The organism is Isoptericola sp. Y581, assembly GCF_059445475.1.
Window position 1 is genome coordinate 146,371 of record NZ_JCAIUK010000007.1, and the last position, 26,289, is coordinate 172,659.

Below are 26,289 nucleotides of genomic sequence, written 5' to 3' on the forward strand. Positions count from 1 at the left end.
AGGCATGAGCACGACGAGCAACCGGAGCACGGGCGCGGCGAGCGGCGCCGCCTACGCGCCGGACCCGGTGCCCGCGCCGGTGGTGGAGCGGGGCGAGTTCGCGTTCGCCGCGTCCAGCCTCGACCACGGGCACGTGTACGGCATGTGCGAGGGGCTGGCCGGCGCGGGCGGCACGCTGAAGTGGGTGTACGACCCGGACCCCGCCAAGGTCGAGGTGATGCGTACCAAGTTCCCCGACGTGCGCGTCGCGCGCAGCGAGGCCGAGATCCTTGACGACGACGAGGTGCGCCTCGTCGCGGGCGCCGCGGTGACCTCCGAGCGGGCGGCGCTCGGGCTGCGCGTCATGGAGGCGGGCAAGGACTACTTCACGGACAAGGCGCCGCTGACGACGCTCGAGCAGCTCGAGGCGGCCCGCGAGGCCACCGCGCGCACCGGGCGCAAGTACGCCGTCTACTACTCGGAGCGCATCCACGTCGAGGCGGCCGTGCTGGCCGACCAGCTCATCGACCGGGGCGCGATCGGGCGGGTGCTGCAGGTGATGGGCATGGGCCCGCACCGGCTCGGCACCGGCCGCCCGGACTGGTTCTTCGAGAAGGAGAAGTATGGCGGCATCCTCTGCGACATCGGCAGCCACAACTTCGAGCAGATGCTGCACTACGCGGGGGCGAAGGACGCCGAGGTCAGCCACGCCGCGATCGCGAACTACCACCACCCGGACCACCCGGAGCTGGACGACTTCGGCGAGGCCGGCATCGTCATGGACAACGGCGCCACCGGGTACTGCCGCGTCGACTGGTTCACGCCGGACGGCCTGAGCACCTGGGGCGACGGCCGCACGTTCATCCTCGGCACCGACGGGTACATCGAGCTGCGCAAGTACGCCAACGTCGCCACCGGCGAGGGCGGCGGGCACGTGTTCCTGGTCGACGGCGAGGGCGAGCACCACCTGGTCGCGAACGGCCAGGTCGGCTTCCCCTTCTTCGGGCAGCTCATCCTCGACTCCCTGGAGCGCACCGAGAACGCGATGACGCAGGAGCACGCCTTCAAGGCGGCCGAGCTGAGCGTGCGCGCCCAGAAGACCGCGCGGGTGCTCACGCCCTGATCTCACTGGTTGAGCTTGTCGAAACCCGGCCCGCCGTTGGTTGAGCCTGTCGAAACCCGGCCCGCCGTTGGTTGAGCCTGTCGAAATCCGGCCCGCCGTTGGTTGAGCTTGTCGAAATCCGGCCCGCCGTTGGTTGAGCTTGTCGAAACCCGGTTTCGACAAGCTCAACCAGCGGGTTTCGACAGGCTCAACCAGCGGGTTTCGACAGGCTCAACCAGCGGGTTTCGACAGGCTCAACCAGCGATGTGGTCAGCGGCGGTGCATGTCGATGCTGATCCCCGTGTTCGACGGCGCGGTGTACGCGTACCGGTAGCGCGCCGGGTCGGCGCCGCCCTGCGAGAGCCGCGGCCAGGGCCGTGGCGGTGGTGAGGGTGCGTCGTCGCAGGGTCACGCGGCCCATGGTTGGGTTGCCCGTGACACGCGCGTCAACGGCGGGTGAACTGCCGGCGGAGCGCGAGCGTCACGAGGGCCACGGCGACGAACGCGACGGCCAGGTTCGCCGTCCACAGCAGCGACGCGTCGCCGTCCGAGAAGAGCAGCAGGATCACGACGTTGATCAGCCAGTGGAAGACGGTGCCGATCACGACGCGCGCGACGAGCGAGCGGCCCGTGGTGAGGACGGCGAGCAGCACGGAGAGGCCCACGGCGGACAGGACGAACGTCGCGTACACGACCGCTCCCCCGTCGGCCAGCATGTAGACGTGCCCCAGCCCGAACAGCAGGCCCGTGACGACGCCGGACAGGAGCAGCGAGAACCGCCGCTCCAGGAGGGGCTGGACGACGCCGCGCCAGCCGACCTCCTCGGCGGCCGCAGCCACCACCTGGACCACGAGGACCACGACCAGCGGTGCGGACAGCGTCGACGGATCGAGCACGGACCACCGGTCGCCCTCGGCGAGGTCGAGCACGAGGAGCACCGCGGCCACCGCCAGCGCGAGGACGGTGGCGAGCCCGACCGCCCGCCCGGTGTCCGTCCGAGAGACGTCGAGGGCAGTGCGCGTGTGGGGCCAGACGGCCCATACGGCCGCGGCGCCGACCACCGTCGCGAACATGGTGAGGCGGACCAGGTCGACGCCCAGCCCCAGTGCGCCCTGGGCCGCGTCGAGCAGGGGTGCGGCCACCCCGGTCACGAGGAGGAAGGTGACCACGGGCGGGGCGATGCGCGTGCTGGTGCGGAGGCGGTGCACGGTGCGGGTCTCCTCGGGGGTCGGGGGCTTCGTCGCGAAGGGAATCGCGAAGTGCCAGGTCAGGGGGGCCGGTCGCCCGCGACAACGTACCTGGAGTGCGCGGGGCGCGGCACTCGGGCGGCTGCCCTTGCCCGGGCGCGACCGGGCATGACACGATCGTGTAACCGATTCCATGGAAACGGTTGCACGGGTTTCGACACGCTCAACCAGCGGGTTTCGACACGCTCAACTAGCGGGTTTTCGGCAGGCTCAACCAGCGGGTTTCGACAGATTCAACCAACACGGTGGGAGGCCGGGATGCGGTCGGTGACCATCCGCGACGTCGCGGCGCAGGCTGAGGTCTCCGTCGCGACCGCCTCGCGCGTGCTGTCCGGGCACCCGGCCACGTCGCCCACGGCACGGGCCCGGGTGGAGGAGGCGGTGCAGGCGCTCGGCTACCGCCCGGACGCCCGGGCGGCCTCGCTGCGCAGGACCCGCACCGGCACGATCGGGATCCTGCTCTCGGACGTGCGCAACCCGTTCTTCGCCGAGATCGCGTACGCCGTGGAGAGCCGCGCGCTCCGGGCCGGCATCGCGACGCTCGTGTGCAACGCCGACGAGTCCGTCCAGCAGCAGGACCGCTACCTCGACCTCCTCGTCTCGCAGCGGGTCGACGCGATGGTCATCGCCCCGCAGGGCGACGGCTCCGGGACGCTGCGCGAGATCCTCGGGATCGGCATCCCCATCGTGTTCGTGGACCGCACGCTCGAGGACCTGGATGGCGATGCCGGCGCCGGCGGGGCGCTCGTCCCGAGCATCACCTCCGACAACCGCACGGGCATGCACGAGGTGGTGGACCACCTCGTGCGGCTCGGACACCGGCGCGTCGGGCTCATCGCCGGCCCCCAGCAGACGTCCACCGGGCGCGAGCGCCTGCGTGCGTTCCACGAGGCGGCGGCCGCGGCGGGACTCGACCCGGACCCGGCGCTGGTCGCCCAGGGCGACTTCCAGTATGCGAGCGGGGTCTCCGGGGCACGCCGCCTGCTCGACCTCGACGTCCCGCCCACGGCGATCGTCGCTGCGGACTCGCCCATGACGCTCGGTGCCCTCGAGGTGCTGCGCGAGCGCGGGGTCCGGGTGGGGGATGACGTCTCCCTCGTCGGGTACGACGACCTGCCCGCGTTCTCGCTCGTCACCCCGCCCCTCACCGTCGTCGCGCACGACCCGGCACGGATGGGGGCGCTCGCCGCCGACGCCGTGCGCGAGCTGCTCGCCGGGCGCCGGGCGGCGTCGACGGTCCTGCCCGCCCATCTCGTCGTGCGCGGGTCCACCGGGCCCGCCAGGAGGTCCGCATGACCCCGGTGCTCTCGCTCGAGGGCGTGACCAAGACGTTCGGCCCGGTCACCGTGGTCGACGACGTGACCGTGCACGTGCGGCCCGGGCGCGTGCAGGTGCTGCTCGGCGAGAACGGCGCCGGCAAGTCGACGCTCATCAAGATGATGTCCGGCATCTACCAGCCGGACGGCGGCCGCATCGTCGTCGACGGCGCCGAGGTGTCGCTGCCGGATGTCCGGGCCGCGGAGGCGCTGGGGATCGGGACCATCCACCAGGAGCTCAACCTCGTGCCGAGCATGTCGGTGGCCGAGAACATCTCGCTCGGGCGCATGCCGCAGCGCGGTGGGCTGCTGGACCGGAGGGCGATGCGCGCCACGGCCCGCCGCTGGCTCGACCGCATCGGGCTCGACGTCCACCCCGACCACCAGGTGGGCGAGCTCGGCGTGGCACGTCAGCAGCTCGTGGAGATCGCGAAGGCGCTGAGCCTCGACGCGCGCATCCTCGTGCTCGACGAGCCGACGGCGGCGCTGACGCGGACGGAGATCGACCAGCTCTTCCGCGTGGTGCGGGAGCTGCGCGAGGCGGGCGTGGCGATGGTCTTCATCAGCCACCACCTGGACGAGATCGCAGAGATCGGCGACAGCGTCAGCGTGCTGCGCGACGGGCGACTCGTCGACGAGGTGCCCGCGAGCACGCCGGAGCCGGAGCTCGTGCGGCTCATGGTGGGCCGCGACATCGACGACCAGTTCCCACGTCGCCGGGAGTACGACGGCCCGGCCGACGTGCTGCTCGACGTGCAGGGCCTGACGCGCGCCGGGGTGCTCGAGGGCGTGACGTTCCAGGCCCGCGCGGGCGAGGTGGTGGGCGTCGCGGGCCTCGTCGGCGCGGGTCGCACGGAGCTGTTGCGCTCGATCGCGGGTGCGGACCCGTACGACGCGGGCACGGTGCGGGTCGGGGGGCGCCGGCTGCGGCGCAAGGACGTCGCGGGCGCGATCCACGCCGGCGTCGGGCACGTCCCCGAGGACCGCAAGTCCCAGGGCCTGGTGCTCGGCGCGTCGGTGGCGGAGAACCTCGGGTACGCCACGCTGCGGTCCACCGCGCGGGCCGGGCTCGTCGACCGCGCCGGCCAGCGCCGGCGGGCGGGATCAGTGTCCGAGCGCCTGCGGGTGCGGATGCGCGACGTCGACCAGGTGGTCGGCGACCTGTCGGGCGGCAACCAGCAGAAGGTCGTCCTCGGGCGCTGGGTGCTCGCCGGGTCGCGCGTGCTCCTGCTCGACGAGCCGACCCGAGGCGTCGACGTCGGCGCCCGCGTCGAGATCTACGAGTTCGTCAACTCTGTCACCGCCGCCGGCGGGGCCGTCGTCATGGTCTCGAGCGACCTGCCCGAGGTGCTCGGCATGAGCGACCGGATCCTCGTGATGAGCGGCGGCCACCTCGCGGGCGAGCTGCCCGCCGAGGGCGCCACGCAGGACGGGGTCATGTCCCTCGCGGTCCGGGACGTCGACCGGGACGCCGAGGACCGCGCCGAAGGAGCTGAGTCATGACCACCGCCACCACCACTGCCCCGCGCCGGGGACGCGCCCGGGTCGGCAGGTTCCTCGCGGAGAACGGCGCCCTGGTCGGGCTCGTCGTGCTGTGCCTCGCGCTGTTCATCGCGACCCCGGACTTCCTCACCGGAACCAACCTGCTGAACATCGGCATCCAGGCCTCCACCATCGCGGTGCTCGCGTTCGGCATGACCTTCGTCATCGTGGCCGGCGGCATCGACCTCTCTGTCGGGTCGGTGGCGGCGCTGGCCGGCATGATCTCCGCCTGGTCGTACGCCTCGGCCGGCATGCCGGGATGGCTCGCGGTGGTGGCCGGCCTCGCGACCGGCGCGGTGACCGGCGCCGTCTCCGGGCTGGCCGTCGCCTACGGCCGGCTGCCGTCGTTCATCGCGACCCTGGCGATGCTGTCGGTCGCGCGCGGGCTCACCCTCGTCGTCTCGGACGGGCGCCCGATCGCGACGGCGTCCGAGGTGTCGTTCCTCGGCAGCACGGTGGTCGGCGTCCCCGTGCCCATCCTCGTGCTGGTCGTCGCGGGCCTCGTGGCGTCGCTGATCCTCAACCGGACCGTCGTCGGGCGCGAGATGTACGCGGTCGGCGGCAACGTCGAGGCGGCGCGGCTGTCCGGCATCCGCGTCCGCCGGGTCCTCGTCACCGTCTTCACGCTCTCCGGTCTGTACGCCGGGCTCGCGGGCATGCTGCTCGCCGGTCGGCTCACGTCCGCGCAGCCGCAGGCCGGCGCGGGCTACGAGCTGGACGCGATCGCGGCGGTCGTCATCGGCGGCGCATCGCTCGCCGGGGGCGTCGGCCGCGTGTCCGGCACGCTCGTCGGCGCCCTGATCCTCGCCGTCATCCGCAACGGTTTGAACCTCATGAACGTGTCGTCGTTCTGGCAGCAGGTCGTGATCGGCGTGGTCATCGCGGTCGCGGTCGGGATCGACGTGCTGCGCCGCAAGAACACCCGCCACTGACACCCCACACGCCCACCCACACCCAGGGAGCAGAACCATGCTGCGGAACCGCATCACACGCACCGGCCGCCTCACGGCCACCGTCGCGCTCGGCACGACGCTCGCGCTCACGCTCGCGGCCTGTAACCGGGACACCGGGGGCGGCGACGGCGGATCGGGCGACGAGGGCGAAGGCGCCGCCGAGGGCAAGTCCGTCACCCTGTCGCTGTCCACGCTGAACAACCCGTTCTTCGTCGACGTGCGCGACGGCGCGCAGGCCGCCGCCGACGAGCTCGGCATCGAGCTCGAGGTGGTCGACGCGCAGAACGACTCGACGACCGAGGCCAACCAGGTGGCGAACTCCGTCACCGGCGGCGCCGAGGGCCTCATCATCAACCCGGTCGACTCCGACGCCGCGGGCGCCGGCATCGGGCCCGCGATCCAGGCCGACATCCCCGTGGTCGCCGTCGACCGGGCCGTCAACGGTGCCGAGGTGGGCTCCCTCGTCTCGAGCGACAACGTCGCGGGCGGGAAGCAGGCCGCCGACGCGCTCGCCGCCACGATCGGGGAGAAGGGCGAGGTGATCGTGCTGCAGGGCGTGGCCGGCACGTCCGCGAGCCGTGACCGCGGCCAGGGCTTCGCCGAGGGCCTGGAGGCTTACCCGGACATCGAGGTCGTGGCCACGCAGACGGCCAACTTCGACCGTGCGGAGGCGCTCGACGTCGCGACCAACCTGCTGCAGTCGCACCCGGACGCGGCGGCCGTCTTCGCCGAGAACGACGAGATGGCGCTCGGTGCCGTCCAGGCGCTCGGCGACCGCGCGGGCGATGACGTCGCCGTCGTCGGCTTCGACGGCACCGACGACGGCCTGGCCGCCGTGCAGGACGGCACGATGATCGCGACGATCGCCCAGCAGCCCGTGGAGCTGGGCAAGCAGGCCGTCGAGGTGATGTCGAAGGTGCTCGCGGGGGAGAGCGTCGACGCCGAGATCCCCGTGCCCGTCGAGACGGTGACGGCGGACAACGTCGCCGACTTCGTCAAGTGACGCCGGGCGGCTCGGGCCGCCGCGAGTCGGGGGTACCGGAGTGAAGCGCGGCGGGATCCTGCACGCTGACCTGGCCCGGGAGGTCGCACGGCTCGGGCACACCCACCGCGTCGTCGTCGCCGACCGCGGGCTGCCGCTGCCGCGCGGCGGCGAGGTCGCCGTCGCCGTCGTCGACCTCGCGCTCGTGCCCGGGGTCCCGACGTTCGAGCAGGTGCTCGACGCGCTGCTGGACGAGCTCGTCGTCGAGGCGTCCACGATCGCGGACGAGGCGCGTGGCACGGTCGTCGAGCGGTGGGTCACGACGCGCGGCCTCGAGCCGTCCGCGGTGCCGCACGAGCGGCTCAAGGAGCTGAGCGCCGGCGCCGCGCTCGTGGTGCGCACCGGCGAGGCGACGCCGTACGCCAACGTCGTCCTGCGCTGCGGCGTGCCGTTCTGAGCGTGCCGTTCTGAGCGTGCCGGTCAGCGGCCGAGGGGCTGCGGCACCGTGGCCTCGAGCGTCGCGACCTCGGCGACGGCCCGCCCGACGGCGTCGAGCGCGGCCGCGCCCCACGGCTCCGGGGTGATGAGCACGAGGTGGGTGATGCCCCATGCGGCGGCGGCCTCGGCCCGGCGCACCAGGCTGTCCGCGGGCTCGCCCGGCGTCAGGCGCGCGCTGAGCGAGCGGTCGAGGTCCGCGACGTCGCGGCCGACGTCGGCGCAGTGCGCGGCGAGGACGGCGAGCTTGTGCCGCACCGTCGCGCCCTCGTCGGGGATGTCGAAGACGTTGCACGCGTCGGCGTGCTCGGCGACGAGCCGCAGGGTGCGGCGCTCGCCGGCGCCGCCGACGAGGATCGGCGGTCCACCCTCGTGCACCGGACCCGGCCGGCACTGCGGGCGCTCGAGGCGGAGGCCGCCGCTGCCGACGAAAGGGCTCTCGTCGCCCGCCCACATCTGGCGGGCGAGGCGAAGGACGTCGGCGAGCCGGTCCATCCGAGCCCCGGTGGCGGGCAGGTCGAGACCCATGTCCGCGGCCTCGCCGCCGTGGTGGCCCGCGCCGACGCCGAGCCACGCGCGCCCGCCGCTGAGCACGTCGAGCGTAGTCACGGCCTTGACCAGTAGGGCCGGGGCGCGGAACGTCGCCGCGGCCACCATCGTGCCCAGCCGCACGCGCGACGTGAGCGCGGCGAGGTGGCCGAGGGTCGTGAACGCCTCCAGCTGGTCGTCGTGGTCCGCCGGGACCGTGGGGTCGGCCTGGACGAGGTGGTCGGGGAGCCAGAGCGTGTCGACGCCGGCGTCCTCGGCGCGGCGCGCGACATCGGCGATCGCCGTCGGCGCCGTTCCCTGCCAGGACTGGTCGGTGAGGTTGATGCTGATCCGCATCGGCTGTCTCCAAATTTTCGAGTTGGTCTAAAATTAGAGTAACTCTAAAACTAGTCTGGATCTAGACTTCCGTACAGGCTCGGACGAGGAGTGGATGAGTGGGACTGCGGGACGAGAAGAAGGAGCGCACGCGGCGCGCGATCCTCGACGCGGCGTGGCGGCTGTTCGCCGATCACGGCTACGACGACGTGACCGTGCAGCAGATCGCTCGGGACGCGGGGGTCGCGCCCGCGACGGTGTTCAACTACGTCCGCGGCAAGGAGGACCTGTTCTTCCCGCGGCTCGACGAGTTCGGCGACCGGCTGGTCGCCACCGTCGCGGGGCGGGCAGAAGGAGAGACCGTGGTCGCGGCCGTCGAACGCGCCCTGACGGCCTCCGGCGGACTCGTCGCCCAGGCCTCGGCCGGGGAACCGGGCGCGGCGGAGCGGTTGCGTACCCTGCACAGGGTCGTCGCCGCGAGCCCCGCGCTCCAGGCGCGCGAGCGGCAGGCCACCGACCGGTACACCGACGCCCTGGCGGTGCAGCTCGCCGCGGAGGCGGGGCGTGGAACGGGCGGGGCGCCCCGGGGCACGGTGGCTCATACCCCGTCCGAGGACGACGAGGTCGACGTGCTCGCCCGCACGGCCGCCGCCGCGCTGGTCGGCGTGCAGCGCGCCCTCCTCCTGCACGTGCGCCGCCGCGTGCTCGACGACGACCGGGTGGCCGAGCTCGATCAGGACGTCCGCCGCCTCACGCGCTCGGCCCTGGCGATGCTCGAGGGCGGGATCGGCGACCTGCGGGGCTCGATGTCGGGCTCGATGTCGGTGGCGCGGAGCAGCCTGGAGGCATGACGTCACACACCTACCCGCACGGGGTACCCAGCTGGATCGACCTCGAGACGCCGGACGTGGACGCCGCGATCGCGTTCTACGGCGCACTGTTCGGCTGGACGTTCACGGACAAGCTGCCGCCCGGGGCGCCCGGGAGGTACGTCGTGGCGTCGTGGGACGGCACCGACGATACGGCGATCGCCGGGATCGCCAGCCCCGACCCGGGGTTCGAGGGCGGGACGGAGTGGCACACCTACCTCGCCGTGGACGACGCCGACGCGGCGGCCGCGCGGGTCGCCGAGCTGGGCGGGGTCGTCGCCTCGGCGGCCCAGCCCGTGGGCCCGCCCGGCCACGTCGCGGGGTGGATGGCGCGCATCGTCGACCCCCAGGGTGCGCCGGGCCGCCTGTGGCAGGCCGGGTACCGGCTCGGAGCGCAGGTGGTCAACGCGCCGGGCACGTGGAACTTCAGCAACCTCGAGACCTCCGACCGCGACGGCGCCGTCGCGTTCTACGGGGCGCTCCTCGGCTGGGAGGTGGACCCGGAGCTAGCGATCGGTATGGCCCGCGTGCCGGGGTACGGCGACCACCTGGCCGCCACCTCCGACCCCGACATCTTCGAGCGTCAGGTGGGGTTTGCGCCGCCTGGCTTCGCCGACGCCGTCGCCGGGATCCAGCACACCGACGGCCCGGCCCGGTGGTCGGTCGTCTTCGCGATCGCGGACCGCGACGCCTCGGCCGACGCCGCGCGGGCGGCGGGCGGCACCGTGCTGTCGACGAAGGACGACGAGTGGGAGCGCCGCGCGGTGGTGCGCGACCCGCAGGGGGCCGAGCTGGTGCTGTCGCAGTTCGCGCCGCAGGGATCCGCCTGACGGCGGAACCGCTCAGGGGCGGCCGGCCTGGACCCACATGACCGGCGTGTCCATGAACGTCGTGCGGCCCACCTCGCGGGCGTCGACCAGGCCGGCGTCCGTGAGCAGCCGCTGGATGCCGCCGTCGGCGTTGTCCTCGCGGTGCTGGTTGCCGCCGATCTCGTCCCCGTGCCCGTGCGGGTGACCGCCGTGCCCGTGCGGGTGGCCGCCGTGCCCGTGACCGCCGCCGTGCCCGTGGCCCCCGGGTGCGTCGAGGTCGGCGATGGTGACCCGGCCGCCGGGGCGGAGCACGCGGACGAGCTCGGCCGCGAACCGCTCCTTCTCGTCCAGCGGCACGTGGTGCAGCGCGAGCGAGGAGAGGACGTGGTCGAGGCTCGCGTCGGCGGCGGGCAGCCGGTCGGCGAACCCGCGGACGAGCGTGAGGTCGCCGGTGCGGCCCACCCTGCGCCGCCGGGCCTTGCGCGCCGCACGGCGGAGCGCGGCGCCGTCGGGGTCGAGGCCGGTGACGACGGCGTCGGGCACGGTGCGCAGCACGGCGAGCGTGAGGTTGCCGGTGCCGCAGCCGACGTCGAGCACGTGCTGGCCGCCGGTGATGCCCGCGAGCTCGACCGTGCGGCGGTGCAGGCGGCCGGCGCGACGCCACCAGCTCTGCACGTCGTACCAGGGCATCTTCCAGGCGCTGCTCATGCCGGGCAGGTACGCCCTGTCCTCCTCGCCCGGGCGGACGTCGTCGCGCAGCCGTACGTGATCCCGGGCCCTCGGGGAGCTCTCTGCCATGCCGGGCACGCTACCGGCTCTGTCGGCTTCGACGGGTTGATGCTGGGCGTCCGGCCGAAGGCGGTGCGGGTCCTGTGGGACGCGCTCGAGGGCTAGGGCCGGAGCCGGGGCCCGGTCGGCCGTCGACGGCTTGCCGAACTCCTCGATGAGCACGGGGTACTGCTCGGCGCCGTGCCCTGCGGCGATCGCGCGGTCGGCCATCGCCTTGATCAGCCTCGGCAGCTCGGCGTTCACACCCGCCGCCTCGCTCTCCTCGACCAGGTGCGACATCGCGCGTGCGTCGGTCTCCAGGGCCGAGATCTCGGCGGGGAACGAACCGCGGTCGATCTGGGCGGCGTACCCGGGCAGCCACCCGGCCACCCCGGCCGCGATCTGCTGCGCGAACGGGGCGTATGCCGCGGCGTCGACACCGGCCGTCGTGAGCAGGGCCGTGCATCGTCGACGTTCATACCGGTGTGAAGGTCAAGGGGGAGCGGGATGCGGATCGGGGAGCTGAGCCGTCGGACGGGAGTCCGCGCCCACCAGCTGCGCTACTACGGGTCGCAGGGCCTCCTGGACGCCGACCGCGGCGCGTACGGCTATCGCGAGTACGGCGAGGACGCCGTACTGCGGGTCAGGCAGATCCGGCATCTGCTCGGTGCGGGCCTGTCGTCCGTGGACATCGCCTACGTGCTGCCCTGCGCCGTCGGGGAGGTCCCGGAGTGGGCGGGGTGCCCCGAGCTGCTGGGCGCGATGCAGTCGCGACTCCGGCGGATCGAGGACCAGATGACCAGGCTCGGCCGGTCGTGACCCCGTGCCCGCCTGAGCCGGCGGGGCGCGACCTAGGCAACCCGGACGACGTCGGCCCGCTCGGGCGCGGCCTGCTCGCTCAGCACCTGGCGACGTCGCGGGTCGGCCATGAACGACGGGAACCGCACCAGCCCAGGCTTTCGGGCCTCCCAGGTGAGCTGCTTGACGGTGCTCCAGCAGACGAGCTCCTTGAGCCCCGCGCCGAGCCTGGCGGCCAGGCGGCCGCCGAGGTAGAGGCTCACGGGGTCGTCGTTGCGCCGGGCGAACTGGAAGAGGCCGGCGCTGCGGCCGAGGCTGAGGCACTGGCCGAGGAAGCCGACCGCGGCGGGTGCGGGCTCCTCGCCCGCGATCTTGGCGAGCACCGTGTCGCCGGCCACCCCGCCGAGCTGCCCCGCGGCCTGGCAGCTCATGCGGAACGGCCGGTCGGACGGCGCGGCCGAGTCGCCGGCGGCGACGATGCGGTCGTCGTCCACGCTGGTCAGCGTCTCGTCCGTGAGCAGGCGGCCCGCGGCGTCGGTGCTCAGGCCGCTGCGCGCGGCGAGGTCCGGCGCGCGGAACCCCGCGGTCCAGATCGTCACGTCGCCGGGGATCTCGCGCCCGTCGGCGAGCCGCACGACGTCGGCCGTCACCTCGGTGACCGTGGCCGACGGGCCCGCCAGCACGGTGACGCCGAGGCGGGCGAGCGTCGCGGCGACGACCTCGCGTCCCTTCGGATGCAGGTACGGGCCGAGCACGTCGCCGCCGACCAGCGTCACGCGTCGGCCCTGCTCCGCCAGCTCGGTGGCGGTCTCGAGGCCGGACGGACCCGCGCCGACCACGGTGATCGCGGCCGAGCGACCCACGGCGTCGAGCGCCGGCATCAGCCGGTCCGCCTCCTCCAGGCTGGCGAGCGGATACGCGTGCTCGGCCGCCCCCGGCACGCTCGGATCGGCGCTGGTACTGCCCACCGCGTACACGAGGTAGTCGTAGCCGACCGTGCCGCCGTCGGCCAGGGTCACCCGGCGCGCGGGCGCGTCGATCCGGTCCACGGTGCCGACCGTCAGCCGCACGCCGTCGGCCAGGATCTCGTCGTAGCTCACGACCGCGTCGTTCGAGCCCGCCACCCGCTGGTGCAGGCGGATCCGCTCCACGAACTGCGGGCGGGCGTTGATCAGGGTCACCGTCACGTCGTCGCGCTTGGTCAGCCGGTTGGCCGTCATCACACCGGCGTACCCGCCGCCGATCACCACGACCTTGCTGATGTTCTTCTCAGACATCGTCTCTCCCTCATCGTCGTCGGTTCTGACACCACGACGGGGTGGGGGTCGGAGACGTGACACCGGACATGCAGACGGCGCCCGGGTCGCGGAAGCGACCGGACGCCGTCGGGCGTGCGCCTGAGCGATCAGGCGGCGGTGTTGTCGGCCGCCCGAGTCTGCGGTTCCGCTGCGGGCGAGGGCCTCGTTCCTCGGCCCTCACCCTTCGCTGCACCTCCGCCTCAGGCGGCGGTGGTGACCTCGACGCGCTGCGGCGCGGTGCCGGCGAAGACGCCGGCCACGGTCACTGTCAGGACGCCCGCGTCGTAGGTCGCGCGGACGGCGTCGCCGTCCACGGCCTTCGGCAGCGTGACGACGCGACGGAACGAGCCGAAGCGGACCTCCGAGATGCGGCGGCCCTCGGACTCCTCCGTGCGCTGGTCCTTGCGCTCGCCGCGCACGACGAGCTTGCGGCCCTCGACCTCGACGGTGACGTCCTCGGCCGGGTTCACGCCCGGCAGGTCGAGGCGGGCGACGAGGTCCTCGCCGTCGCGGTACACGTCGGCCGCGGGCACGGGGCTCTCGGTCGCGAGACGCGGCGTCCACAGGTCGCGGAGCCAGGCGTCGGCGAACGGGGTACGGGTCAGGGTGGTGGTCATGCTGTCCTCCTCCAGGTGGGTGCTGCTGAAGGGTTCAACTTGAGCGCCCTCGACTCAATTTCCGGGTTCGCCGAGGGCGATCATCCCCGTCGTGGCGGGTGCCAGGAGGTCACACGTCGAGGTCGAGCCGCGCGAAGGTGGGAGCGTCGGCGCGCCAGGCGCGGATGATCGAGCCGTGCCGGGCGTACTTGGCGGCGAACGCCTCGACGGCACGACGGCTCTCGTCTGGATCGCTGACGAGCGTCGCGGCGGCTGACCATGAGCTGCTGCGTCGGCTCACGCCCACCCGCTGCTGCGCGAGTGCGTTCTGGAGCCAGTCGCTGCGAGGCCCTCCGCGCACCGCGACGTACAGCCGAGTGCCAACCGGTGCGAACCAGACCGTCACCGCATGCGCCGCGCCGCTGACGCGCCCGCGAGTGGTGATCCGGCAGGTGGTCGCGCCGCAGAGGGCCGCAGGGATTCCGGTGTCCGACACCTCGCCAGCCTACGATCCGGACGATGACCGCGGTGGCGTGCCCTCCGCGGTGGCGCACTCCATGCGGCGCGAGGGAAGACTGCAGGCCGGACCGGCGTTCTCGTGGTCGTGACCCCGACCGACGTGCTGCCCACCGTGGCCGACGTCGTCGTCATCGGCGCGGGCCAGGCGGGGCTGTCCGTGGCCTATCACCTGCGGCGCCGCGGGTTCGTGCCCGCGGGTGCGCAGCCGGGTGTCGACGGCGCGGCCCGTCGCACGTTCGTGGTCCTCGACGCCGAGGACGGCCCCGGCGGCGCGTGGCGGCACCGCTGGCGCTCGCTGCGGATGAGCACGGTCAACGGCATCTACGACCTGCCCGGAATCGAGCAGCCGGACGTCGAGCCCGAGGCCGCGAGCGCCGACGTGCTGCCCGCCTACTTCGGCGACTACGAGGACGAGCTGGGCCTCGCCGTCGCGCGGCCGGTGCGGGTGCGCCGCGTCGAGCGGGCGGACGGCGCTGACGGAGGAGACGACGACCTGGTGGTGCGCTGGGAGGGTCGGGGGACGTCGGGGGTGATCGCCGCCCGGGCGATGGTCAACGCGACGGGCACCTGGTCCAAGCCGTTCTGGCCGCGCTACCCGGGCCAGGAGACGTTCCGCGGACGCCAGCTGCACACGGCCGACTACGTGCGCGCCGAGGACTTCGCCGGGGAGCGGGTGGCCGTCGTCGGCGGCGGGATCTCCGCCGTGCAGCTGCTCGAGGAGGTCTCGCACGTGGCGCAGACCTTCTGGTTCACGCGGCGCGAGCCGGTCTGGCGCGACGAGTTCGGGCCCGACGACGGGTCGCACGCCGTCGCGATGGTCGCCGACCGCGTGCGCGAGGGCCTGCCACCGCTGAGCGTCGTGTCCGTGACTGGGCTGATCCGCACGCCGCGGCTGCTCGCGGCCGAGGCTCGCGGCGTGCTCCAGCGCCGTCCGATGTTCACGCGGATCGTGCCTGACGGCGTCGTGTCCGCCGACGGTGAGACGCTCGCCGTGGACGTCATCTTCTGGAACACCGGCTTCCGCGCCGCCCTGGACCATCTGCGGCCGCTCCAGCTGCGCGCCCCGGGCGGCGGCATCCGGATGGACTCCACCCAGGTGGACGGCGAGCCGCGGGTGCACCTCGTGGGCTACGGGCCGTCGGCCTCCACCGTGGGGGCGAACCGCGCCGGGCGCGAAGCCGTCGCGCGGATCGTCCGGTATCTGGACTCCGACGACGACGGGCGCCCGGCGGATGCGCGGCTCCGGGGGGGACGACCGGTCACCTTACGGTGAAGCTGTGCAGGACTCCCTGGGTCTCGGCCGCACGACGGAGGGCGTCGTCGAAAGTGGCCACCGCGCCGTCCAGGTGGAGCGCGGTGGCGAGGACGACGGCGTCGGGCATCTGCAGCCCGCACCGCACCTGTGGTGCCGGCGGCGCGATTCAGCAGGAGGTGCTGCCCTCGAGGTCGTCGCAGACCAGGTGGGTTCGCACCTCGGTGACGGTGGTGGGACCCGTGGTGCTCGTCGTAGAGATCGTGCCGGCGATGTCGGTCCACGTGCTGGTCCCCTGAACGCGGAAGCGGCCCTGCCAGGTGGTGGTGAGCGAGACCGCGACGCCGGTGCGGTACACGTTGCCGTTGTCGTCCACGTCGGTGCCGGCGTCCGCGCCGGGCGTGCCCAGGCGGCTGTAGGTGTGCCCCACCCAGGTGGCGTCGGGCAGGGGGTCGCCGTCGTGCCAGGGCCGGCCGGGGTCGGTGGTCGTGAGGGTGCTGCCGCCCGGCGAGTACGGGTCGTCGAAGTCCCACGTGAACTCCGTCGGCTCCGCGCGGATGACGACCGGCACACCCAGCAGCGTGACCTGCCGGTCCTGCGGCGTGGCCGACGTGTACGCCGGGTAGTGCACGTTCACCACCATCGGCGGGTTGCCCTGCACCGTCACCTCCGGCGCGGCGATCTTCATCGACTTGAACTCGCGGCGGGCCTGGGCGGCGATGTCCGCGGGGGTGATGCACTCGTCGTCCGACAGCTGCTCCGCGTCGCCGTACGAGCCGTCCTCCTGGACGCGCCGCACCCAGAGCGCGTCGAGCGCGTACTCGCTCTCGTCGCAGGGCACGATGATCTCCGCGACGTCCTTGCCGTCGGGGCACGCGCCGGGGGCGGTCACGATGCCGCTGAGGGAGTCCAGGTCGCCCAGCGTCCCGCACGTCACCGCGTCGGTGCGCGTGTACTTGTCCTGGGGCCCTTCGGATTCCTCCGCCGTGTCACCGTTGCCGTGACGCGAACTGCCCTCACGGCCGACGGTGAGTTCGTTGTTGCTGTCATCCCCAAGACCCCACGCCTCGTCGCCGGAAGCCTCGGTGGCGGTGGCCAGCAATGGAGTCGGCGCTCCGGACACGCCGAGAAGTACACCCGCAAGGATGAGAGCGGAGAGACGCACGCTAGTCACCTTCCACCTGGCCGACCTCGACGATGATCCACTCGTCGTCCTTGCGGCCTACCTCGAACGCAAGGCCGACCTTCTCGGAATCTGGGGAGTGGATGGTCTCGCCCGCCGAGTCCAGGATCTTCACCGATTGCGTGATTTTGACGTCGATGGGCCAGATCCCCGTCGCTGCGTCTTGGTCATACGTGTGGGTCACACGGGGTTGGGACTGGGTGCCTTCCCACGTGTAGCCACGCTCCTGGATGTCTTGCGCCTGCGTCAGTCGCTTTGCACAGAATCCGCAGCTCTTGTGCGACATCGCTTCCCATTCGGCGGTGTCGCCCGTCTTCATGATGTAGTCGTCGAGCTCGAGGAAGTAGACCGCGGCGGCTTCGGCACCCGCGGGGCCGTCGTCGTCCATCGCCTTCGGCCGCTCTGGCGCGACGACGACAGAGCTGGATGTCGGCGACGGTGACGACGAGGCATCAGGGCTCGCGCTGGTGGCGGTCGGCTCGGGCGACGGCGGCGCGGGCGCGTCGCCGTCGCAGCCGGCGACGAGCAGTGCGGCGGCGATGGAGGTGGCGGCGAGGATGGCCCGGGTGCGGGTCATGACGGGGCTCCTGTCGGCGGTGACGTCGCGGTCACTGTAGGGCAATCCGTCAGATGGTTGACTCGGAGTCTGTGGACAACGACGTCGCCGCAGGTGGCGGCTCAGCTGCTGGGCGGGTGCCAGCTCATCACGGGCCGCAAGGCCCGGGCACCGAGCGATTCCGTCCAACGGCCGAGGGCGCGCATTCCCGTGTCGCGGACGCCGGTGGCGGCCGCCGACGTCCACAGGGTGGGCCCGGCGACCCGCGCCGACATCCGCATCACCCGCTGAACCCGCGGCCGCCGCTCGGCCGACCAGCGCTGCAGCGCCGCCGCCACGTCGTCGCGTGGGCCCACGCGCGCGCCCAGCACCACCGCGTCCTCGATCGCCTGGCACCCGCCCTGCCCGAGGTTCGGCAGCATCGCGTGGGCGGCGTCGCCGACGAGCGCGACACGCCCCGCCGCGAGGGACGCCGGGGGAGCGGGCAGGTGGCGCAGCTCGTGCCGCAGCACCGCGGTGTCGTCGACCGACGCCAGGAGCGCGGGAATCGGGTCGTGCCAGCCGGCGAGCCGGGCCCGCAGCTCGTCGAGGTCTCGGGGCACGCCCGCGGCCTCGGCTACCGACGCGTACGCGTAGACCTGCCCGTCGGCGAGCGGCGCGACGCCCACGACGATCCCCCGACCCCAGGTCTCCGAGCCGACGACGCCCGGCACCGGCGGGGTGACGAATCGCCACGCCGTCGACCCGCCCGGCACCGGCGCCGGAGCGCCCGCCCACCAGCGGGTGCGGGTCGCCGACCCGATGCCGTCGGCCGCGACCACGAGGTCCGCGTCGAGGTCGCCGTCCGGGGTCGTGACCCGCGCGGGCCGCGACGTCGTGCCCGGATCGGTGACGACGGCGCTCGTGCCGAGGCGCAGCGACCCGGCGGGGAGGGCGTCCGCGAGCAGGCCGACCAGCTGTGCGCGGTGCAGCAGCAGCGTGCGGTCGCCGAACAGCGACGTCGACTCCTCCGCCCGGCCGCGCAGCAGCCACCGCCCGTCCGGGCTGCGCAGGCCGACCTCGCCCTGCAGCGCGGCCAGGTCGCGCGTCGCGTCCCCGACGCCCAGCGCGTCCAGCGACCGCACGGCGTTCGGCGCGACGGCGATCCCCGCGCCCACCGGGTCCAGCGACGTCGCACGCTCGATGACCGTGACGTCCCACCCTTGGCGGGCCAGCGCCACGCCCGACGCCAGGCCGCCGATGCCGCCGCCGATCACGACGGCGGTGCGCTCGTCCGGCATCGGTCAGCCCCTCAGCGGCGAGCCGACGACGGTGAAGTCGAACCCGCCGAAGTCGCCCGACAGCAGCGGGCGGGCCGCGGCGATCGACGCCTGCACGGCGGGCAGCTGCAACGACGCGCGGTGTGCCTCCGCCGATATCCACAGCTCGGCGACGAACACCGTGTCCGGCTGGTCGTCGCTGACGCCGACCTCGTAGAGCAGGCAGCCCGCGTCCGCCAGCTCCGTACTGCGTTGCGTGAGGTGCGCGACGAGCTCGTCGCGCCGTCCGGGGGCTGTGCCGAGCGTGCCGACGTTCGCGTAGGTCATGGGTCGTGACGCTAGCGGCTCATCAGGCGACGGGGGGCATGACACATGTCACGGGTGCGGCGTGCGAAGTGCCCAGAAGCTGCTGACAACGGACACTTACGCGCTGCGCGCGCGAACGGTGGACTGGAGTCAGCACGGGGGTCACCCCGACCCACGAACCACAGGAGCAGATCATGGACCTCGTCGAAACCCTCCAGAACCTCATGGGCCAGGTGCCCGAGCTCGTGCAGCCGCTGATCGTGGCGGCCGCGGGCGCCATCCCCTTCATCGAGGGCGAAGGTGGCGTGGCGATCGGCATCCTCGGCGGCATCCACCCGGTCGTCGCTGCCGTTGCAGCGATGATCGGCAACTTCCTCAGTGTGGCGGCGCTGGTGCTGCTCGGTTCCGGTGCGCGCAACGCCGTCGTCACCCGGCATCGTGCGAACGCCCAGGCACGGGTCGGCGCGACGGTCGGCGGCTGGTCCGCCATGGAGTCAGCACCGGCCATGGAGCCCGATGAAGCTCGCAGCTCCGCGCGCCGGGCGAAGTTCCAGCGCGCCTACGAACGCTACGGCGTACCGGGCGTGAGCCTGCTCGGGCCCGCGCTGCTGCCGACCCAGTTCACGGCCACGATGCTCGCTGCCTCGGGCGTCGGCAAGGTCCGCATCCTCATCTGGCAGGCGGCCGCGATCGTCGCATGGACCACGGCCACCGCGCTCGTCATCAGCGGCGTCCTCCAGGCCATCCGGTGACAACGACGACGAAGCCGGCCACGACCAGGGCAGGTTCTGGGACGGCCCAGCCTTGGAGTCACCAGCGCACGCCCGTTGCGGCGCCGAACTGTTCGTAGCGCCAGTCGAGGTGATCGCGATCGGGGCGGTCGGTTCGCCGTTGCGGCAGCGAGAGCTGGCGGCCGTGCATCTCCTGGAGGCCGTGCTTGAGCATCGGCCCGTCGATCTCCTCGAGCAGGCGGAACGAGATCCGCACCTCGTAGTCCGGCGTCACGCCGAGCATGTTCTGGTCGTACGCGGCGTGGTGGATCTTGCAGAGCGCGAGGCCGTTGTTCACCGTCGGCGCGCCGAGCGCGTGCCCGTCCGGCACGATGTGCGCGGCGTCGAGCAGGGAGCCGTGCTTGAGCTCGCAGATCGCGCACTGGGTGTCGTAGGCGACGAGCACGCGGGTGCGGAAGGCCGGTTGGTGCAGGCGTTGTCTCGCGAGCCGGAGGGCGTACTCTCGCTGCGGCGCGGTGAGGTGGCGGGGGTCGTGCAGGAACGTGAACGCCTCGTCGAGGGCGATGAGGAACTGCCGGTTCTCCGGTTCGTCATCCACCACGTACACCGGGAACACCGGCGTGTAGATGTTCGCGATCTCCTTGCGGAACAGGAGGAGCGGCATGCCGGTCTCCATGGCATGGCGCAGCTTCTTGTTGTCGCCGGCCCAGGGGTCGCCCTTGCGGTACGCGTAGTGCAGCAGTCCGTCGTCGGACTCCGTGTCGTCGTACGGTCCGTTGGCGGCGCTGACGATGGAGAGCGTCGAGTGGAACGTGGCGGGGTTGCGGATGCCGCGGGAGTAGTCGATGACCGGCAGCTTCTCGCCATCGAGGTGGAAGTCGAGCAGCTCGTCGCGGTGGAGGAAGCCGCCGTTGGACTCAGCACGCTTTGCAACCCACGCCATGATCTGCTTGCGAAGCTCTGCTTCGACCGCTGACTCCACCCGAGGAGCTCACCATCGCCGGGGCGCTCCCGCAAGAGTTCGCGTGAGCAACGTGGCAGGTGACAGGCGATTTCACCCCGCCCGGTCCACCAGCAGCGCCAGTTGAACACGGTTGGCGCTGAGCCGGGTGGTGGCGCGGGTCAGGTGCGTCTTGATGGTCGCCTCGCCGAGGAACAGCCGCTGCGCGATGGCGGCGTTCGACATCCCCTCGGCGACACACTTCGCGATCTCCAGCTCCCGCGCGGTGAGCTGTGCCAGCAGATCGCGCGCCTCGCGCTGACCACGCGCAGCGGGGTTCGCGCTCACCTGCTCCATGACGATCCGGGCGGCGCGTGGCGACAACGCCCCCTCGCCGTCGGCGACGGCACGCACAGCCGCGACGAGCTCGTCGGGCCCGGAGTCCTTCGCAAGGAACCCGGACGCCCCGGCATGCACAGCGTCGAGGATGGCGGACTCGGTGTCCAAGGACGTCATCGCGATGACCCCGGGCGCGGAGGGCAGGGCCACCACGGCAGCCGTGGCGCGGATGCCGTCCATGCGCTCCATTCGTAGGTCCATGAGGACAACGTCGGGGTGGTACGCCTGCACGGCGGTGATCACCTCGTCGCCATCGGCGGCCTCGGCGACGACGGCCAGCCCGCTCTGGGTCAGGATCGTGCGTAGGAAACCGCGGACCATCGCGTCGTTGTCGACCACCATCACCCTGACCACACTGCCGACCCTAGCGACGGGCGGCGTCGGGCGCGCAGGTCAGCGCGGCTCGGGCGGTGCCTCCGGCACCGGGGCAAGCCCACGGCAGGTGCGCCTGCACCCGAAACCCGCCGTCGTCCTGCGGGCCGGCGTCGAATGTGCCGCCCAACGCCTCGCACCGCTCGCGCATCCCGGAGATCCCGGCGCCACCGCCGGGCACGGCACCCGAGATGTCAGCGCCCGGGCCGTTGCGGACGTCAACGTCCATCCCGGCGCCGGGCCGAGCGCGCACGCTCACGTCCACCCGCGTGCCGGGCGCGTGCTTGGCGGCGTTGGTCAACGACTCCTGCACCACGCGGTAGACGGCGCGCGTCAGCACCGGCGGCGCGGCCTCGGCGTCGGTGACGAATACGGTGGCGGTGACGTCGACGCCGCGCTCCCGTGCGCCATCGAGGAGCTCCGCGAGATCGCCGAGCGACGGCGCGACGCCGGTGTACTCGTCGGCGCCCTCGCGCAGCGACTTGATGAGCGTGCGCATCTCCTCCAGCGCGCGGTGCGCTGACGACCGCATCGACCGCGCGGCCTCGCCGACGTCGGGGTCGTCCGAGGACACCTCGAGCGCCACCGCCTCCAGCGAGACCAGGGACAGCTGGTGCGCGACGGTGTCGTGCATCTCCCGCGCGATGAGGTCGCGCTCCTCCTGCCGCGTCAGCTCGGTCCGCAGCGCCTCCGACTCCACCCGAAGGCGGTCGGCACGCCGCGCCTCGACGGTCGCCTCCTGCCGGGCGGCGTGCGCCTCGACGGTCGCCTCCTGTGCGGCCTGGCGCGCGGCGTCGGCGTCGGCGTTGGCCCTGAGGAGCCGGCGCAGCAGCCCGATGCCGACGGCCAGGGCGAGGCCCAGCACGCCGATGACGACATACCCCACGGGCGACATGAACGACGTCCGGCCGCTCTCCAGCACCACCGCGAAAACGACGTCGACCTCGCGGGACGCGTCCCGCCACAGCGACACGCCCAGCGCGACGGCGGTGGCCCCGCCGCACAGCAAGCTGCGGCGCAGGTCGGTCCGGGCGATCACCCACGGCAGCGCGATGAGCGGCGCGACCGCGCCCAGCGGCCCGACGATGCCGACCGCGGCGGTGGCCAGACAGACCACCACCGGGTGCGACATCCGCCACCACATCGCCGCCGCGACCCCGCCGGCGACCACGAACCACAGCAGCGCCAGCGCGAGCTCGCCGCCGCTGAGCTCCGGCCCCGGGGAGGCGTACGCCAGCCCGACCATGGCGGAGAACCACGCCACGACCATCGCGCCGATCGTCCCCGTGACGCTCCAGAACCGCCGGCCGCGCCGAGGCGGCCAGGGAGGCACGGGTGGCGGGGGGAGCGGCTCGGGTGCCGTCGGCCCATACGGCGCAGCCGGGGAGCCTTGGGCCGGGGCCGACGGCGGTGGGCCGTACGGGTCGGCGGGGTTCGACGGCGGATTCATGCGGGCAGCGTACGGCGGGCGTCGGGGCGCCGCCGTCGCCGGATCGGCTCGACGACGCGGCCCCGGCGTCCACCTTTCGGCTCGCCGGGTCCAGCCGCGCAGGGGATCCGCCGGGGTGTGCCCGCGCCGGACGATCGTGCCGTTCCGATCGTCACCGTCCATTCCAGGAGTCATCATGTCCACGCCGTACCCCGACCCGTCCCAGCAGCCCACGCCGCAGCAGCCCCAGCAGTCTCAGCACCGGGGCCAGCCGCAGTACGCGCCGCAGCCGCAGTACGCGCCGCAGCCGCCGTACGGTCAGCAGCCGTACGGTCAGCCTCAGGCTGGCCAGCAGTACGGCCCGCCGCAGGGCTGGACGCCGCAGACGCCGCCTCCGGAGAAGCGCAAGAACTGGTTCGCCCGCCACAAGGTGCTCACCGGAATCGGCGCGATCGCCCTGATCTCGATCATCAGCAGTAGCCTCGGGGGCGGGGACGACGACGGCGCCGGCGCCGCTGGCGTCGCCGAGGCCGACGCCGCCACGACGCAGGACGACACCGCGAAGGGCGCTGACACCACCGAGGCGGACGATGCGGCCGCCGAGGCGGAGAAGCCCGAGAAGGCCGAGGTGCCGGCGAAGGCCGAGAAGCTGCCCACCGTCGGAGACAAGGTCCGCGACGGCAAGTTCGAGTTCACCGTCACCGACCTGGAGGACGGCGGCACGGAGATCGGCAACGAGTACCTCAGTGAGAAGGCGCAGGGCCAGTTCGTGCTCGTCCACATGACTGTGGAGAACATCGGCGACCAGGCGCAGTTCTTCGACGGCACCGGCCAGGAGCTCGTCGACACCGAGGGGCGTACCCATTCAACGGACACCGAGGCAGCCATCTACCTCGACGAGTCCAACTCGTTCCTCAACGAGATCAACCCGGGCAACAAGGTCGACGGCGTCGTGGTCTTCGACCTCCCGAAGAAGGCCATCCCGGCCACCCTCGAGCTGCACGACTCGATCTTCTCCGGGGGCGTGCAGGTCGCGGTGAAGTGATGCCCGCGACCTGATGACCGTCTCTGCCCGACAGCCTCTCCCCGAGGTTGGCGGGCAGAGACGTCCGCGCTCGGCAATCGCCCTGGTGGTCATCCCGGGACGCGTCAAGACCGTCGGCAGATTTGACGCGGGGGTGATGAGTGGCGGAGACGGCGTACGACGTTCTCTGGGAGCGTGCTGCGGACCAGCACGGTTTCGTCACGCGCCGAGACGCCAAGGACGCGGGGATCTCCGCCGATGCGCTGAAGATGCTGCAGTACCGCAAGCAGCTCGACCGGGTGGCGACAGGGGTCTACCGCTTCCCGCGGTTCCCTGTGGGAGCCGGCGACCACTACATGCTCGCGGTCCTCTGGGCCGGTGACGAGCGGGCCTGTCTGAGCCACGAGACTGCACTCTCCGTCCGGGAGCTCAGTGACGTGAACCCCGATCGCGTTCACCTCACCGTGCCGAAGAACCGGCGCATCCGACGTGCCGGCGGAGAGCTGTACGTCGTGCATCGCATGAACCTCGCCGACGACGAGATCGGATGGTGGGAGGAGATTCCCACGGTGACGGTGGGCACGGCGACCCGGCAGTGCATCGGCACCGGCACCCCGACCTATCTCCTGCGACCGGCACTCGCGCAAGCCGCGGAACGCGGACTGATCGCGCCGCGCCAACGGACCGCGCTCGCCGCGCAGTTGGAGGATCGCGATGGCAGCTGAGGATCCCATCGCCCGCATTGGCCGGCTCTCGCCGCGGGAGAAAGAGCCCGCGACTGTTCGCGTGCTCGAAGGCTGGATCGCCGCCGCCCAGCGAAGCACGGCCATCGACGGCGGGCGGCTCGGCTGGCTGATCGCGACTACCGTCGTGACGGCCGCACTCCAACGTGTCGTCGTCGCGGACGACTCCCCGTCATTTCTCCTCAAGGGCGGCACGTACCTCCAGCACAGGCTCGGGGCGAGCTCTCGTCCGACCAAGGACCTCGACGGCATCGTGCGAGGCGATATCGAGGGCTTCCTTGCCGGGCTGGACGACCTCCTGGCTGAACCGTGGCCACCGTTCGAACTCCACCGAGAGCGGCTCGCCGTCATCGAGACACCCGCGCGCCTCGTCAAGCCGCGCCGCTTCGACGTCGTTCTGAGCATTCGCGGCAAGGTGTGGCGACGCGTGCAGGTCGAGATCTCGCCGGACGAGGGCGGTGCAGCGGGCGAGGTCGATATCCTCCCGGCTCCGCGGCTCGAGCATTTTGGCCTCAAGACTCCCGACGCGCTCCTGGGTAGATCGCTCCGGTATCAGATCGCCCAGAAGCTGCATGTATGCTCCGACCCGCATGACCCGCCGTCGTCGGTCAAGGATCGTGCCCGCGACGTCGTCGACCTCCTGAGCCTGCGGCCGCTCGTCGCGGACGGGCCGCCGTCCGTCATGTCGTTGAGGAAAGCGTGCGTCGACGTGTTCGATGCACGTGCTCAACGACTGGATCGACGAGATCGAGCGCCACGGCTGACTGCCGACGGCCGGCGACACCGCAGGGATGTCACGGAAGGCCGCCCGTCGAGTCAGAGGAAGTCGGCGTACAGCTTCTCCGGAGGCAGGTCGAGCAGCGCCTTGACGGCGCTGGAGTCGGGGTCGAGCGCCTCGAGCTCGCCGGCTTCGAGCGCGTCGAGGGTGAGGCGGACGACGTCGAGCGGGTCGTTCTTGGGGATGTCCCAGCCGGCCATCATGTCGGTGTCGGTGGACGAGAGGTGCACACCGAGCACCTGTGTGCCCTGCGGGGCGAGCTCCAGCCGCGTGCTGTTGGTGAGCTGCCACTCGGCCGCCTTGGCCACGGCGTAGGAGCCGTTGCCCGGGAACGTGCGGAACGACAGCAGGGACAGGACGTTGACGATCGCGCCGCCGCCGTTGCGGCCGAGGATCGGCGCGAAGGCGCGGGTGACGTCGAGCGTCCCGAAAAAATTGGTGTCCAGCTCGGCACGGATCAGGGCGGGATCGCCGGTGAGCAGGTTCTGCGCGGTGGCGATGCCGGCGTTGTTGACGAGCAGGTCGACGTCCTGGGCGGCCGCCGCGACGGCGGCGACCTGGTCGGGGTCGGTGATGTCGAGGCGCAGCGGCTGGACGCGGCCGTCCCCGTCCGGTACGTCGATGGCTTCAACGTCGCGCGCGGTGGCATAGACCTTGCGGGCGCCGCGGGCGAGCAGCTCCTGGACGAAGACGCGGCCGAGCCCGCGGTTTGCGCCGGTGACCAGTGCGGTGGATCCGTGTGTGTTCATGTACGGCACACTAGAAGCTGACATCAATGTCAGGTGCAAGTGGGAGGCGTGGACGGGATGGAGCAGCTGAAGATCGGCGACCTCGCGCGGCGCACCGCCGTGAGCGTGCGGTCGCTGCGGTACTACGAGACCCGGGGCATGTTGGCGTCGGAGCGATCCTCCGGCGGCCAGCGGCTGTATCGGCCAGATGCGGTGGAGCGGGTAGTGCTGATCCAGCAGCTGTTCGGCGCCGGCCTGTCCAGCGACGACGTCCTCGGGCTGCTGCCCTGCGTGTACTCCGGGACGACGTCGCCGGCGATGGTCGAACGGCTCGAGCGGGAGAGGGCCCGGATCGATGCGCAGATCGAGCAGCTCGGCACGGCACGCAGTCGTCTCGACGGCGTGCTCGAGGAGGCGTACGCCCGGTTGCGCGTCGCCTGACGAGGCGCCGG

29 protein-coding genes and 1 pseudogene are annotated in these 26,289 nt (G+C 72.6%); 15 read left to right on the forward strand and 15 right to left on the reverse strand.

Annotated features, from left to right (window positions below; all coding sequences use genetic code 11):
* Window positions 1–4 precede the first annotated feature (4 nt).
* Window positions 5–1,102: a Gfo/Idh/MocA family protein gene (locus tag AC1C2W_RS14505; protein ID WP_495389966.1), complete on the forward strand. Its 1,098-nt coding sequence runs from the start codon at window positions 5–7 to the stop codon at window positions 1,100–1,102.
* Window positions 1,103–1,527: 425 nt separating this feature from the next.
* Here the strand turns inward: AC1C2W_RS14505 and AC1C2W_RS14510 are convergent, their stop codons facing one another.
* On the reverse strand, window positions 1,528–2,289 hold the full coding sequence (locus tag AC1C2W_RS14510; RefSeq protein ID WP_495413476.1) for a CPBP family intramembrane glutamic endopeptidase: 762 nt from the start codon (window positions 2,287–2,289) through the stop codon (window positions 1,528–1,530).
* A gap of 297 nt (window positions 2,290–2,586) precedes the next feature.
* Here AC1C2W_RS14510 and AC1C2W_RS14515 point away from each other — a divergent pair, with 297 nt between their 5' ends.
* From AC1C2W_RS14515 to rbsD, 5 genes are read left to right on the forward strand one after another with little or no spacing between them, the layout of a single operon-like run.
* Window positions 2,587–3,624 (forward strand): LacI family DNA-binding transcriptional regulator, encoded by a 1,038-nt coding sequence (locus AC1C2W_RS14515; protein WP_495413477.1) that lies wholly within the window; start codon window positions 2,587–2,589, stop codon window positions 3,622–3,624.
* Complete coding sequence (locus AC1C2W_RS14520) at window positions 3,621–5,147, forward strand: sugar ABC transporter ATP-binding protein (protein WP_495413478.1); 1,527 nt, start codon at window positions 3,621–3,623, stop codon at window positions 5,145–5,147. Before AC1C2W_RS14515 ends, AC1C2W_RS14520 begins: the two co-directional genes overlap by 4 nt.
* Window positions 5,144–6,118 carry an ABC transporter permease gene (locus AC1C2W_RS14525; RefSeq protein WP_495389970.1) on the forward strand — a complete coding sequence of 325 codons (975 nt, stop codon included), beginning with the start codon at window positions 5,144–5,146 and terminating at the stop codon, window positions 6,116–6,118. The genes AC1C2W_RS14520 and AC1C2W_RS14525 overlap by 4 nt, the downstream gene beginning before the upstream one ends.
* A gap of 37 nt (window positions 6,119–6,155) precedes the next feature.
* Entirely contained in the window at window positions 6,156–7,142 is a 987-nt protein-coding gene (locus AC1C2W_RS14530) for a substrate-binding domain-containing protein (RefSeq protein ID WP_495389971.1), read from the forward strand.
* A 40-nt stretch (window positions 7,143–7,182) separates the two neighbouring features.
* Window positions 7,183–7,578, forward strand: coding sequence for a D-ribose pyranase (gene rbsD / locus AC1C2W_RS14535; RefSeq protein WP_495389972.1), 396 nt, complete (start codon window positions 7,183–7,185; stop codon window positions 7,576–7,578).
* A 23-nt stretch (window positions 7,579–7,601) separates the two neighbouring features.
* Here rbsD and AC1C2W_RS14540 read toward each other — a convergent pair whose 3' ends face one another.
* Window positions 7,602–8,501, reverse strand: a complete 900-nt coding sequence (locus AC1C2W_RS14540) for an LLM class flavin-dependent oxidoreductase (RefSeq protein ID WP_495413479.1) — start codon at window positions 8,499–8,501, stop codon at window positions 7,602–7,604.
* A gap of 98 nt (window positions 8,502–8,599) precedes the next feature.
* Between AC1C2W_RS14540 and AC1C2W_RS14545 the strand changes: the two genes are divergently transcribed.
* Window positions 8,600–9,331 (forward strand): TetR/AcrR family transcriptional regulator, encoded by a 732-nt coding sequence (locus AC1C2W_RS14545; RefSeq protein ID WP_495389974.1) that lies wholly within the window; start codon window positions 8,600–8,602, stop codon window positions 9,329–9,331.
* Entirely contained in the window at window positions 9,328–10,179 is an 852-nt protein-coding gene (locus AC1C2W_RS14550; protein ID WP_495389975.1) for a VOC family protein, read from the forward strand. The genes AC1C2W_RS14545 and AC1C2W_RS14550 overlap by 4 nt, the downstream gene beginning before the upstream one ends.
* Window positions 10,180–10,191: 12 nt before the next feature.
* Here the strand turns inward: AC1C2W_RS14550 and AC1C2W_RS14555 are convergent, their stop codons facing one another.
* A complete protein-coding gene (locus tag AC1C2W_RS14555) occupies window positions 10,192–11,382 on the reverse strand; it encodes a class I SAM-dependent methyltransferase (protein WP_495413592.1) in 1,191 nt (396 codons plus the stop codon).
* A 51-nt stretch (window positions 11,383–11,433) separates the two neighbouring features.
* On the opposite strand from AC1C2W_RS14555, the gene AC1C2W_RS14560 reads away from it, so the two are divergent.
* Entirely contained in the window at window positions 11,434–11,745 is a 312-nt protein-coding gene (locus tag AC1C2W_RS14560; protein ID WP_495413480.1) for a MerR family transcriptional regulator, read from the forward strand.
* A gap of 32 nt (window positions 11,746–11,777) precedes the next feature.
* On the opposite strand, the gene AC1C2W_RS14565 is transcribed toward AC1C2W_RS14560, so the two are convergent.
* From AC1C2W_RS14565 to AC1C2W_RS14575, 3 genes are all read right to left on the reverse strand, one after another.
* Complete coding sequence (locus tag AC1C2W_RS14565) at window positions 11,778–13,001, reverse strand: NAD(P)/FAD-dependent oxidoreductase (RefSeq protein WP_495389978.1); 1,224 nt, start codon at window positions 12,999–13,001, stop codon at window positions 11,778–11,780.
* A gap of 221 nt (window positions 13,002–13,222) precedes the next feature.
* On the reverse strand, window positions 13,223–13,639 hold the full coding sequence (locus AC1C2W_RS14570) for an Hsp20/alpha crystallin family protein (RefSeq protein ID WP_495389979.1): 417 nt from the start codon (window positions 13,637–13,639) through the stop codon (window positions 13,223–13,225).
* Window positions 13,640–13,748: 109 nt separating this feature from the next.
* Window positions 13,749–14,114, reverse strand: coding sequence for a nitroreductase/quinone reductase family protein (locus AC1C2W_RS14575; protein WP_495389980.1), 366 nt, complete (start codon window positions 14,112–14,114; stop codon window positions 13,749–13,751).
* Between the two features lie 123 nt (window positions 14,115–14,237).
* Between AC1C2W_RS14575 and AC1C2W_RS14580 the strand changes: the two genes are divergently transcribed.
* Complete coding sequence (locus AC1C2W_RS14580; RefSeq protein WP_495413593.1) at window positions 14,238–15,410, forward strand: FAD-dependent oxidoreductase; 1,173 nt, start codon at window positions 14,238–14,240, stop codon at window positions 15,408–15,410.
* Here the strand turns inward: AC1C2W_RS14580 and AC1C2W_RS14585 are convergent.
* From AC1C2W_RS14585 to AC1C2W_RS14605, 5 genes are all read right to left on the reverse strand, one after another.
* Entirely contained in the window at window positions 15,397–15,519 is a 123-nt protein-coding gene (locus AC1C2W_RS14585) for a hypothetical protein (protein ID WP_495389982.1), read from the reverse strand. The genes AC1C2W_RS14580 and AC1C2W_RS14585 overlap by 14 nt on opposite strands.
* Window positions 15,520–15,558: 39 nt before the next feature.
* Window positions 15,559–16,554, reverse strand: a complete 996-nt coding sequence (locus AC1C2W_RS14590) for a hypothetical protein (protein ID WP_495413481.1) — start codon at window positions 16,552–16,554, stop codon at window positions 15,559–15,561.
* A gap of 1 nt (window position 16,555) precedes the next feature.
* Window positions 16,556–17,149 (reverse strand): DUF6318 family protein, encoded by a 594-nt coding sequence (locus tag AC1C2W_RS14595; protein ID WP_495413482.1) that lies wholly within the window; start codon window positions 17,147–17,149, stop codon window positions 16,556–16,558.
* Between the two features lie 101 nt (window positions 17,150–17,250).
* On the reverse strand, window positions 17,251–18,408 hold the full coding sequence (locus AC1C2W_RS14600) for an FAD-dependent monooxygenase (protein WP_495413483.1): 1,158 nt from the start codon (window positions 18,406–18,408) through the stop codon (window positions 17,251–17,253).
* Between the two features lie 3 nt (window positions 18,409–18,411).
* Complete coding sequence (locus AC1C2W_RS14605; RefSeq protein ID WP_495389986.1) at window positions 18,412–18,714, reverse strand: putative quinol monooxygenase; 303 nt, start codon at window positions 18,712–18,714, stop codon at window positions 18,412–18,414.
* Between the two features lie 173 nt (window positions 18,715–18,887).
* On the opposite strand from AC1C2W_RS14605, the gene AC1C2W_RS14610 reads away from it, so the two are divergent.
* Window positions 18,888–19,445, forward strand: a complete 558-nt coding sequence (locus tag AC1C2W_RS14610) for a small multidrug efflux protein (protein ID WP_495389987.1) — start codon at window positions 18,888–18,890, stop codon at window positions 19,443–19,445.
* A gap of 58 nt (window positions 19,446–19,503) precedes the next feature.
* On the opposite strand, the gene AC1C2W_RS14615 is transcribed toward AC1C2W_RS14610, so the two are convergent.
* The 3 genes from AC1C2W_RS14615 to AC1C2W_RS14625 form a co-directional block, all read right to left on the reverse strand.
* The gene (locus tag AC1C2W_RS14615) at window positions 19,504–20,367 is read right to left on the reverse strand and encodes an HNH endonuclease (protein WP_495413484.1); all 864 of its coding nucleotides are present in this window, start codon (window positions 20,365–20,367) and stop codon (window positions 19,504–19,506) included.
* Window positions 20,368–20,478: 111 nt separating this feature from the next.
* Window positions 20,479–21,117, reverse strand: coding sequence for a response regulator transcription factor (locus tag AC1C2W_RS14620; protein WP_495413485.1), 639 nt, complete (start codon window positions 21,115–21,117; stop codon window positions 20,479–20,481).
* 10 nt (window positions 21,118–21,127) lie between these two features.
* Window positions 21,128–22,405, reverse strand: a complete 1,278-nt coding sequence (locus tag AC1C2W_RS14625; protein ID WP_495413486.1) for a sensor histidine kinase — start codon at window positions 22,403–22,405, stop codon at window positions 21,128–21,130.
* Between the two features lie 355 nt (window positions 22,406–22,760).
* Here AC1C2W_RS14625 and AC1C2W_RS14630 point away from each other — a divergent pair, with 355 nt between their 5' ends.
* From AC1C2W_RS14630 to AC1C2W_RS14640, 3 genes and pseudogenes are all read left to right on the forward strand, one after another.
* Entirely contained in the window at window positions 22,761–23,609 is an 849-nt protein-coding gene (locus tag AC1C2W_RS14630; RefSeq protein WP_495413487.1) for a DUF4352 domain-containing protein, read from the forward strand.
* Between the two features lie 140 nt (window positions 23,610–23,749).
* Window positions 23,750–24,313: a type IV toxin-antitoxin system AbiEi family antitoxin domain-containing protein gene (locus AC1C2W_RS14635; RefSeq protein WP_495413488.1), complete on the forward strand. Its 564-nt coding sequence runs from the start codon at window positions 23,750–23,752 to the stop codon at window positions 24,311–24,313.
* A pseudogene (locus tag AC1C2W_RS14640) lies at window positions 24,303–25,085 on the forward strand (nucleotidyl transferase AbiEii/AbiGii toxin family protein); the annotation flags it as partial. The gene AC1C2W_RS14635 and the pseudogene AC1C2W_RS14640, both read left to right, overlap by 11 nt.
* Before the next feature lie 62 nt (window positions 25,086–25,147).
* Here the strand turns inward: AC1C2W_RS14640 and AC1C2W_RS14645 are convergent.
* Complete coding sequence (locus AC1C2W_RS14645; protein WP_495413489.1) at window positions 25,148–25,858, reverse strand: SDR family oxidoreductase; 711 nt, start codon at window positions 25,856–25,858, stop codon at window positions 25,148–25,150.
* Between the two features lie 57 nt (window positions 25,859–25,915).
* On the opposite strand from AC1C2W_RS14645, the gene AC1C2W_RS14650 reads away from it, so the two are divergent.
* A complete protein-coding gene (locus tag AC1C2W_RS14650; protein ID WP_495389989.1) occupies window positions 25,916–26,278 on the forward strand; it encodes a MerR family transcriptional regulator in 363 nt (120 codons plus the stop codon).
* Window positions 26,279–26,289 lie beyond the last annotated feature (11 nt).

Bases quoted from the DNA above. Each gene is read 5' to 3' on its own strand.
- AC1C2W_RS14505 (WP_495389966.1), top strand. From the start codon at position 5: ATGAGCACGACGAGCAACCGGAGCACGGGCGCGGCGAGCGGCGCCGCC.
- AC1C2W_RS14515 (WP_495413477.1), top strand. From the start codon at position 2,587: ATGCGGTCGGTGACCATCCGCGACGTCGCGGCGCAGGCTGAGGTCTCC.
- AC1C2W_RS14520 (WP_495413478.1), top strand. From the start codon at position 3,621: ATGACCCCGGTGCTCTCGCTCGAGGGCGTGACCAAGACGTTCGGCCCG.
- AC1C2W_RS14525 (WP_495389970.1), top strand. From the start codon at position 5,144: ATGACCACCGCCACCACCACTGCCCCGCGCCGGGGACGCGCCCGGGTC.
- AC1C2W_RS14530 (WP_495389971.1), top strand. From the start codon at position 6,156: ATGCTGCGGAACCGCATCACACGCACCGGCCGCCTCACGGCCACCGTC.
- AC1C2W_RS14540 (WP_495413479.1), bottom strand. From the start codon at position 8,501: ATGCGGATCAGCATCAACCTCACCGACCAGTCCTGGCAGGGAACGGCG.
- AC1C2W_RS14550 (WP_495389975.1), top strand. From the start codon at position 9,328: ATGACGTCACACACCTACCCGCACGGGGTACCCAGCTGGATCGACCTC.
- AC1C2W_RS14560 (WP_495413480.1), top strand. From the start codon at position 11,434: ATGCGGATCGGGGAGCTGAGCCGTCGGACGGGAGTCCGCGCCCACCAG.
- AC1C2W_RS14565 (WP_495389978.1), bottom strand. From the start codon at position 13,001: ATGTCTGAGAAGAACATCAGCAAGGTCGTGGTGATCGGCGGCGGGTAC.
- AC1C2W_RS14570 (WP_495389979.1), bottom strand. From the start codon at position 13,639: ATGACCACCACCCTGACCCGTACCCCGTTCGCCGACGCCTGGCTCCGC.
- AC1C2W_RS14585 (WP_495389982.1), bottom strand. From the start codon at position 15,519: ATGCCCGACGCCGTCGTCCTCGCCACCGCGCTCCACCTGGACGGCGCG.
- AC1C2W_RS14595 (WP_495413482.1), bottom strand. From the start codon at position 17,149: ATGACCCGCACCCGGGCCATCCTCGCCGCCACCTCCATCGCCGCCGCA.
- AC1C2W_RS14600 (WP_495413483.1), bottom strand. From the start codon at position 18,408: ATGCCGGACGAGCGCACCGCCGTCGTGATCGGCGGCGGCATCGGCGGC.
- AC1C2W_RS14605 (WP_495389986.1), bottom strand. From the start codon at position 18,714: ATGACCTACGCGAACGTCGGCACGCTCGGCACAGCCCCCGGACGGCGC.
- AC1C2W_RS14610 (WP_495389987.1), top strand. From the start codon at position 18,888: ATGGACCTCGTCGAAACCCTCCAGAACCTCATGGGCCAGGTGCCCGAG.
- AC1C2W_RS14615 (WP_495413484.1), bottom strand. From the start codon at position 20,367: ATGGCGTGGGTTGCAAAGCGTGCTGAGTCCAACGGCGGCTTCCTCCAC.
- AC1C2W_RS14625 (WP_495413486.1), bottom strand. From the start codon at position 22,405: ATGGTCGTGGCGTGGTTCTCCGCCATGGTCGGGCTGGCGTACGCCTCC.
- AC1C2W_RS14630 (WP_495413487.1), top strand. From the start codon at position 22,761: ATGTCCACGCCGTACCCCGACCCGTCCCAGCAGCCCACGCCGCAGCAG.
- AC1C2W_RS14645 (WP_495413489.1), bottom strand. From the start codon at position 25,858: ATGAACACACACGGATCCACCGCACTGGTCACCGGCGCAAACCGCGGG.
- AC1C2W_RS14650 (WP_495389989.1), top strand. From the start codon at position 25,916: ATGGAGCAGCTGAAGATCGGCGACCTCGCGCGGCGCACCGCCGTGAGC.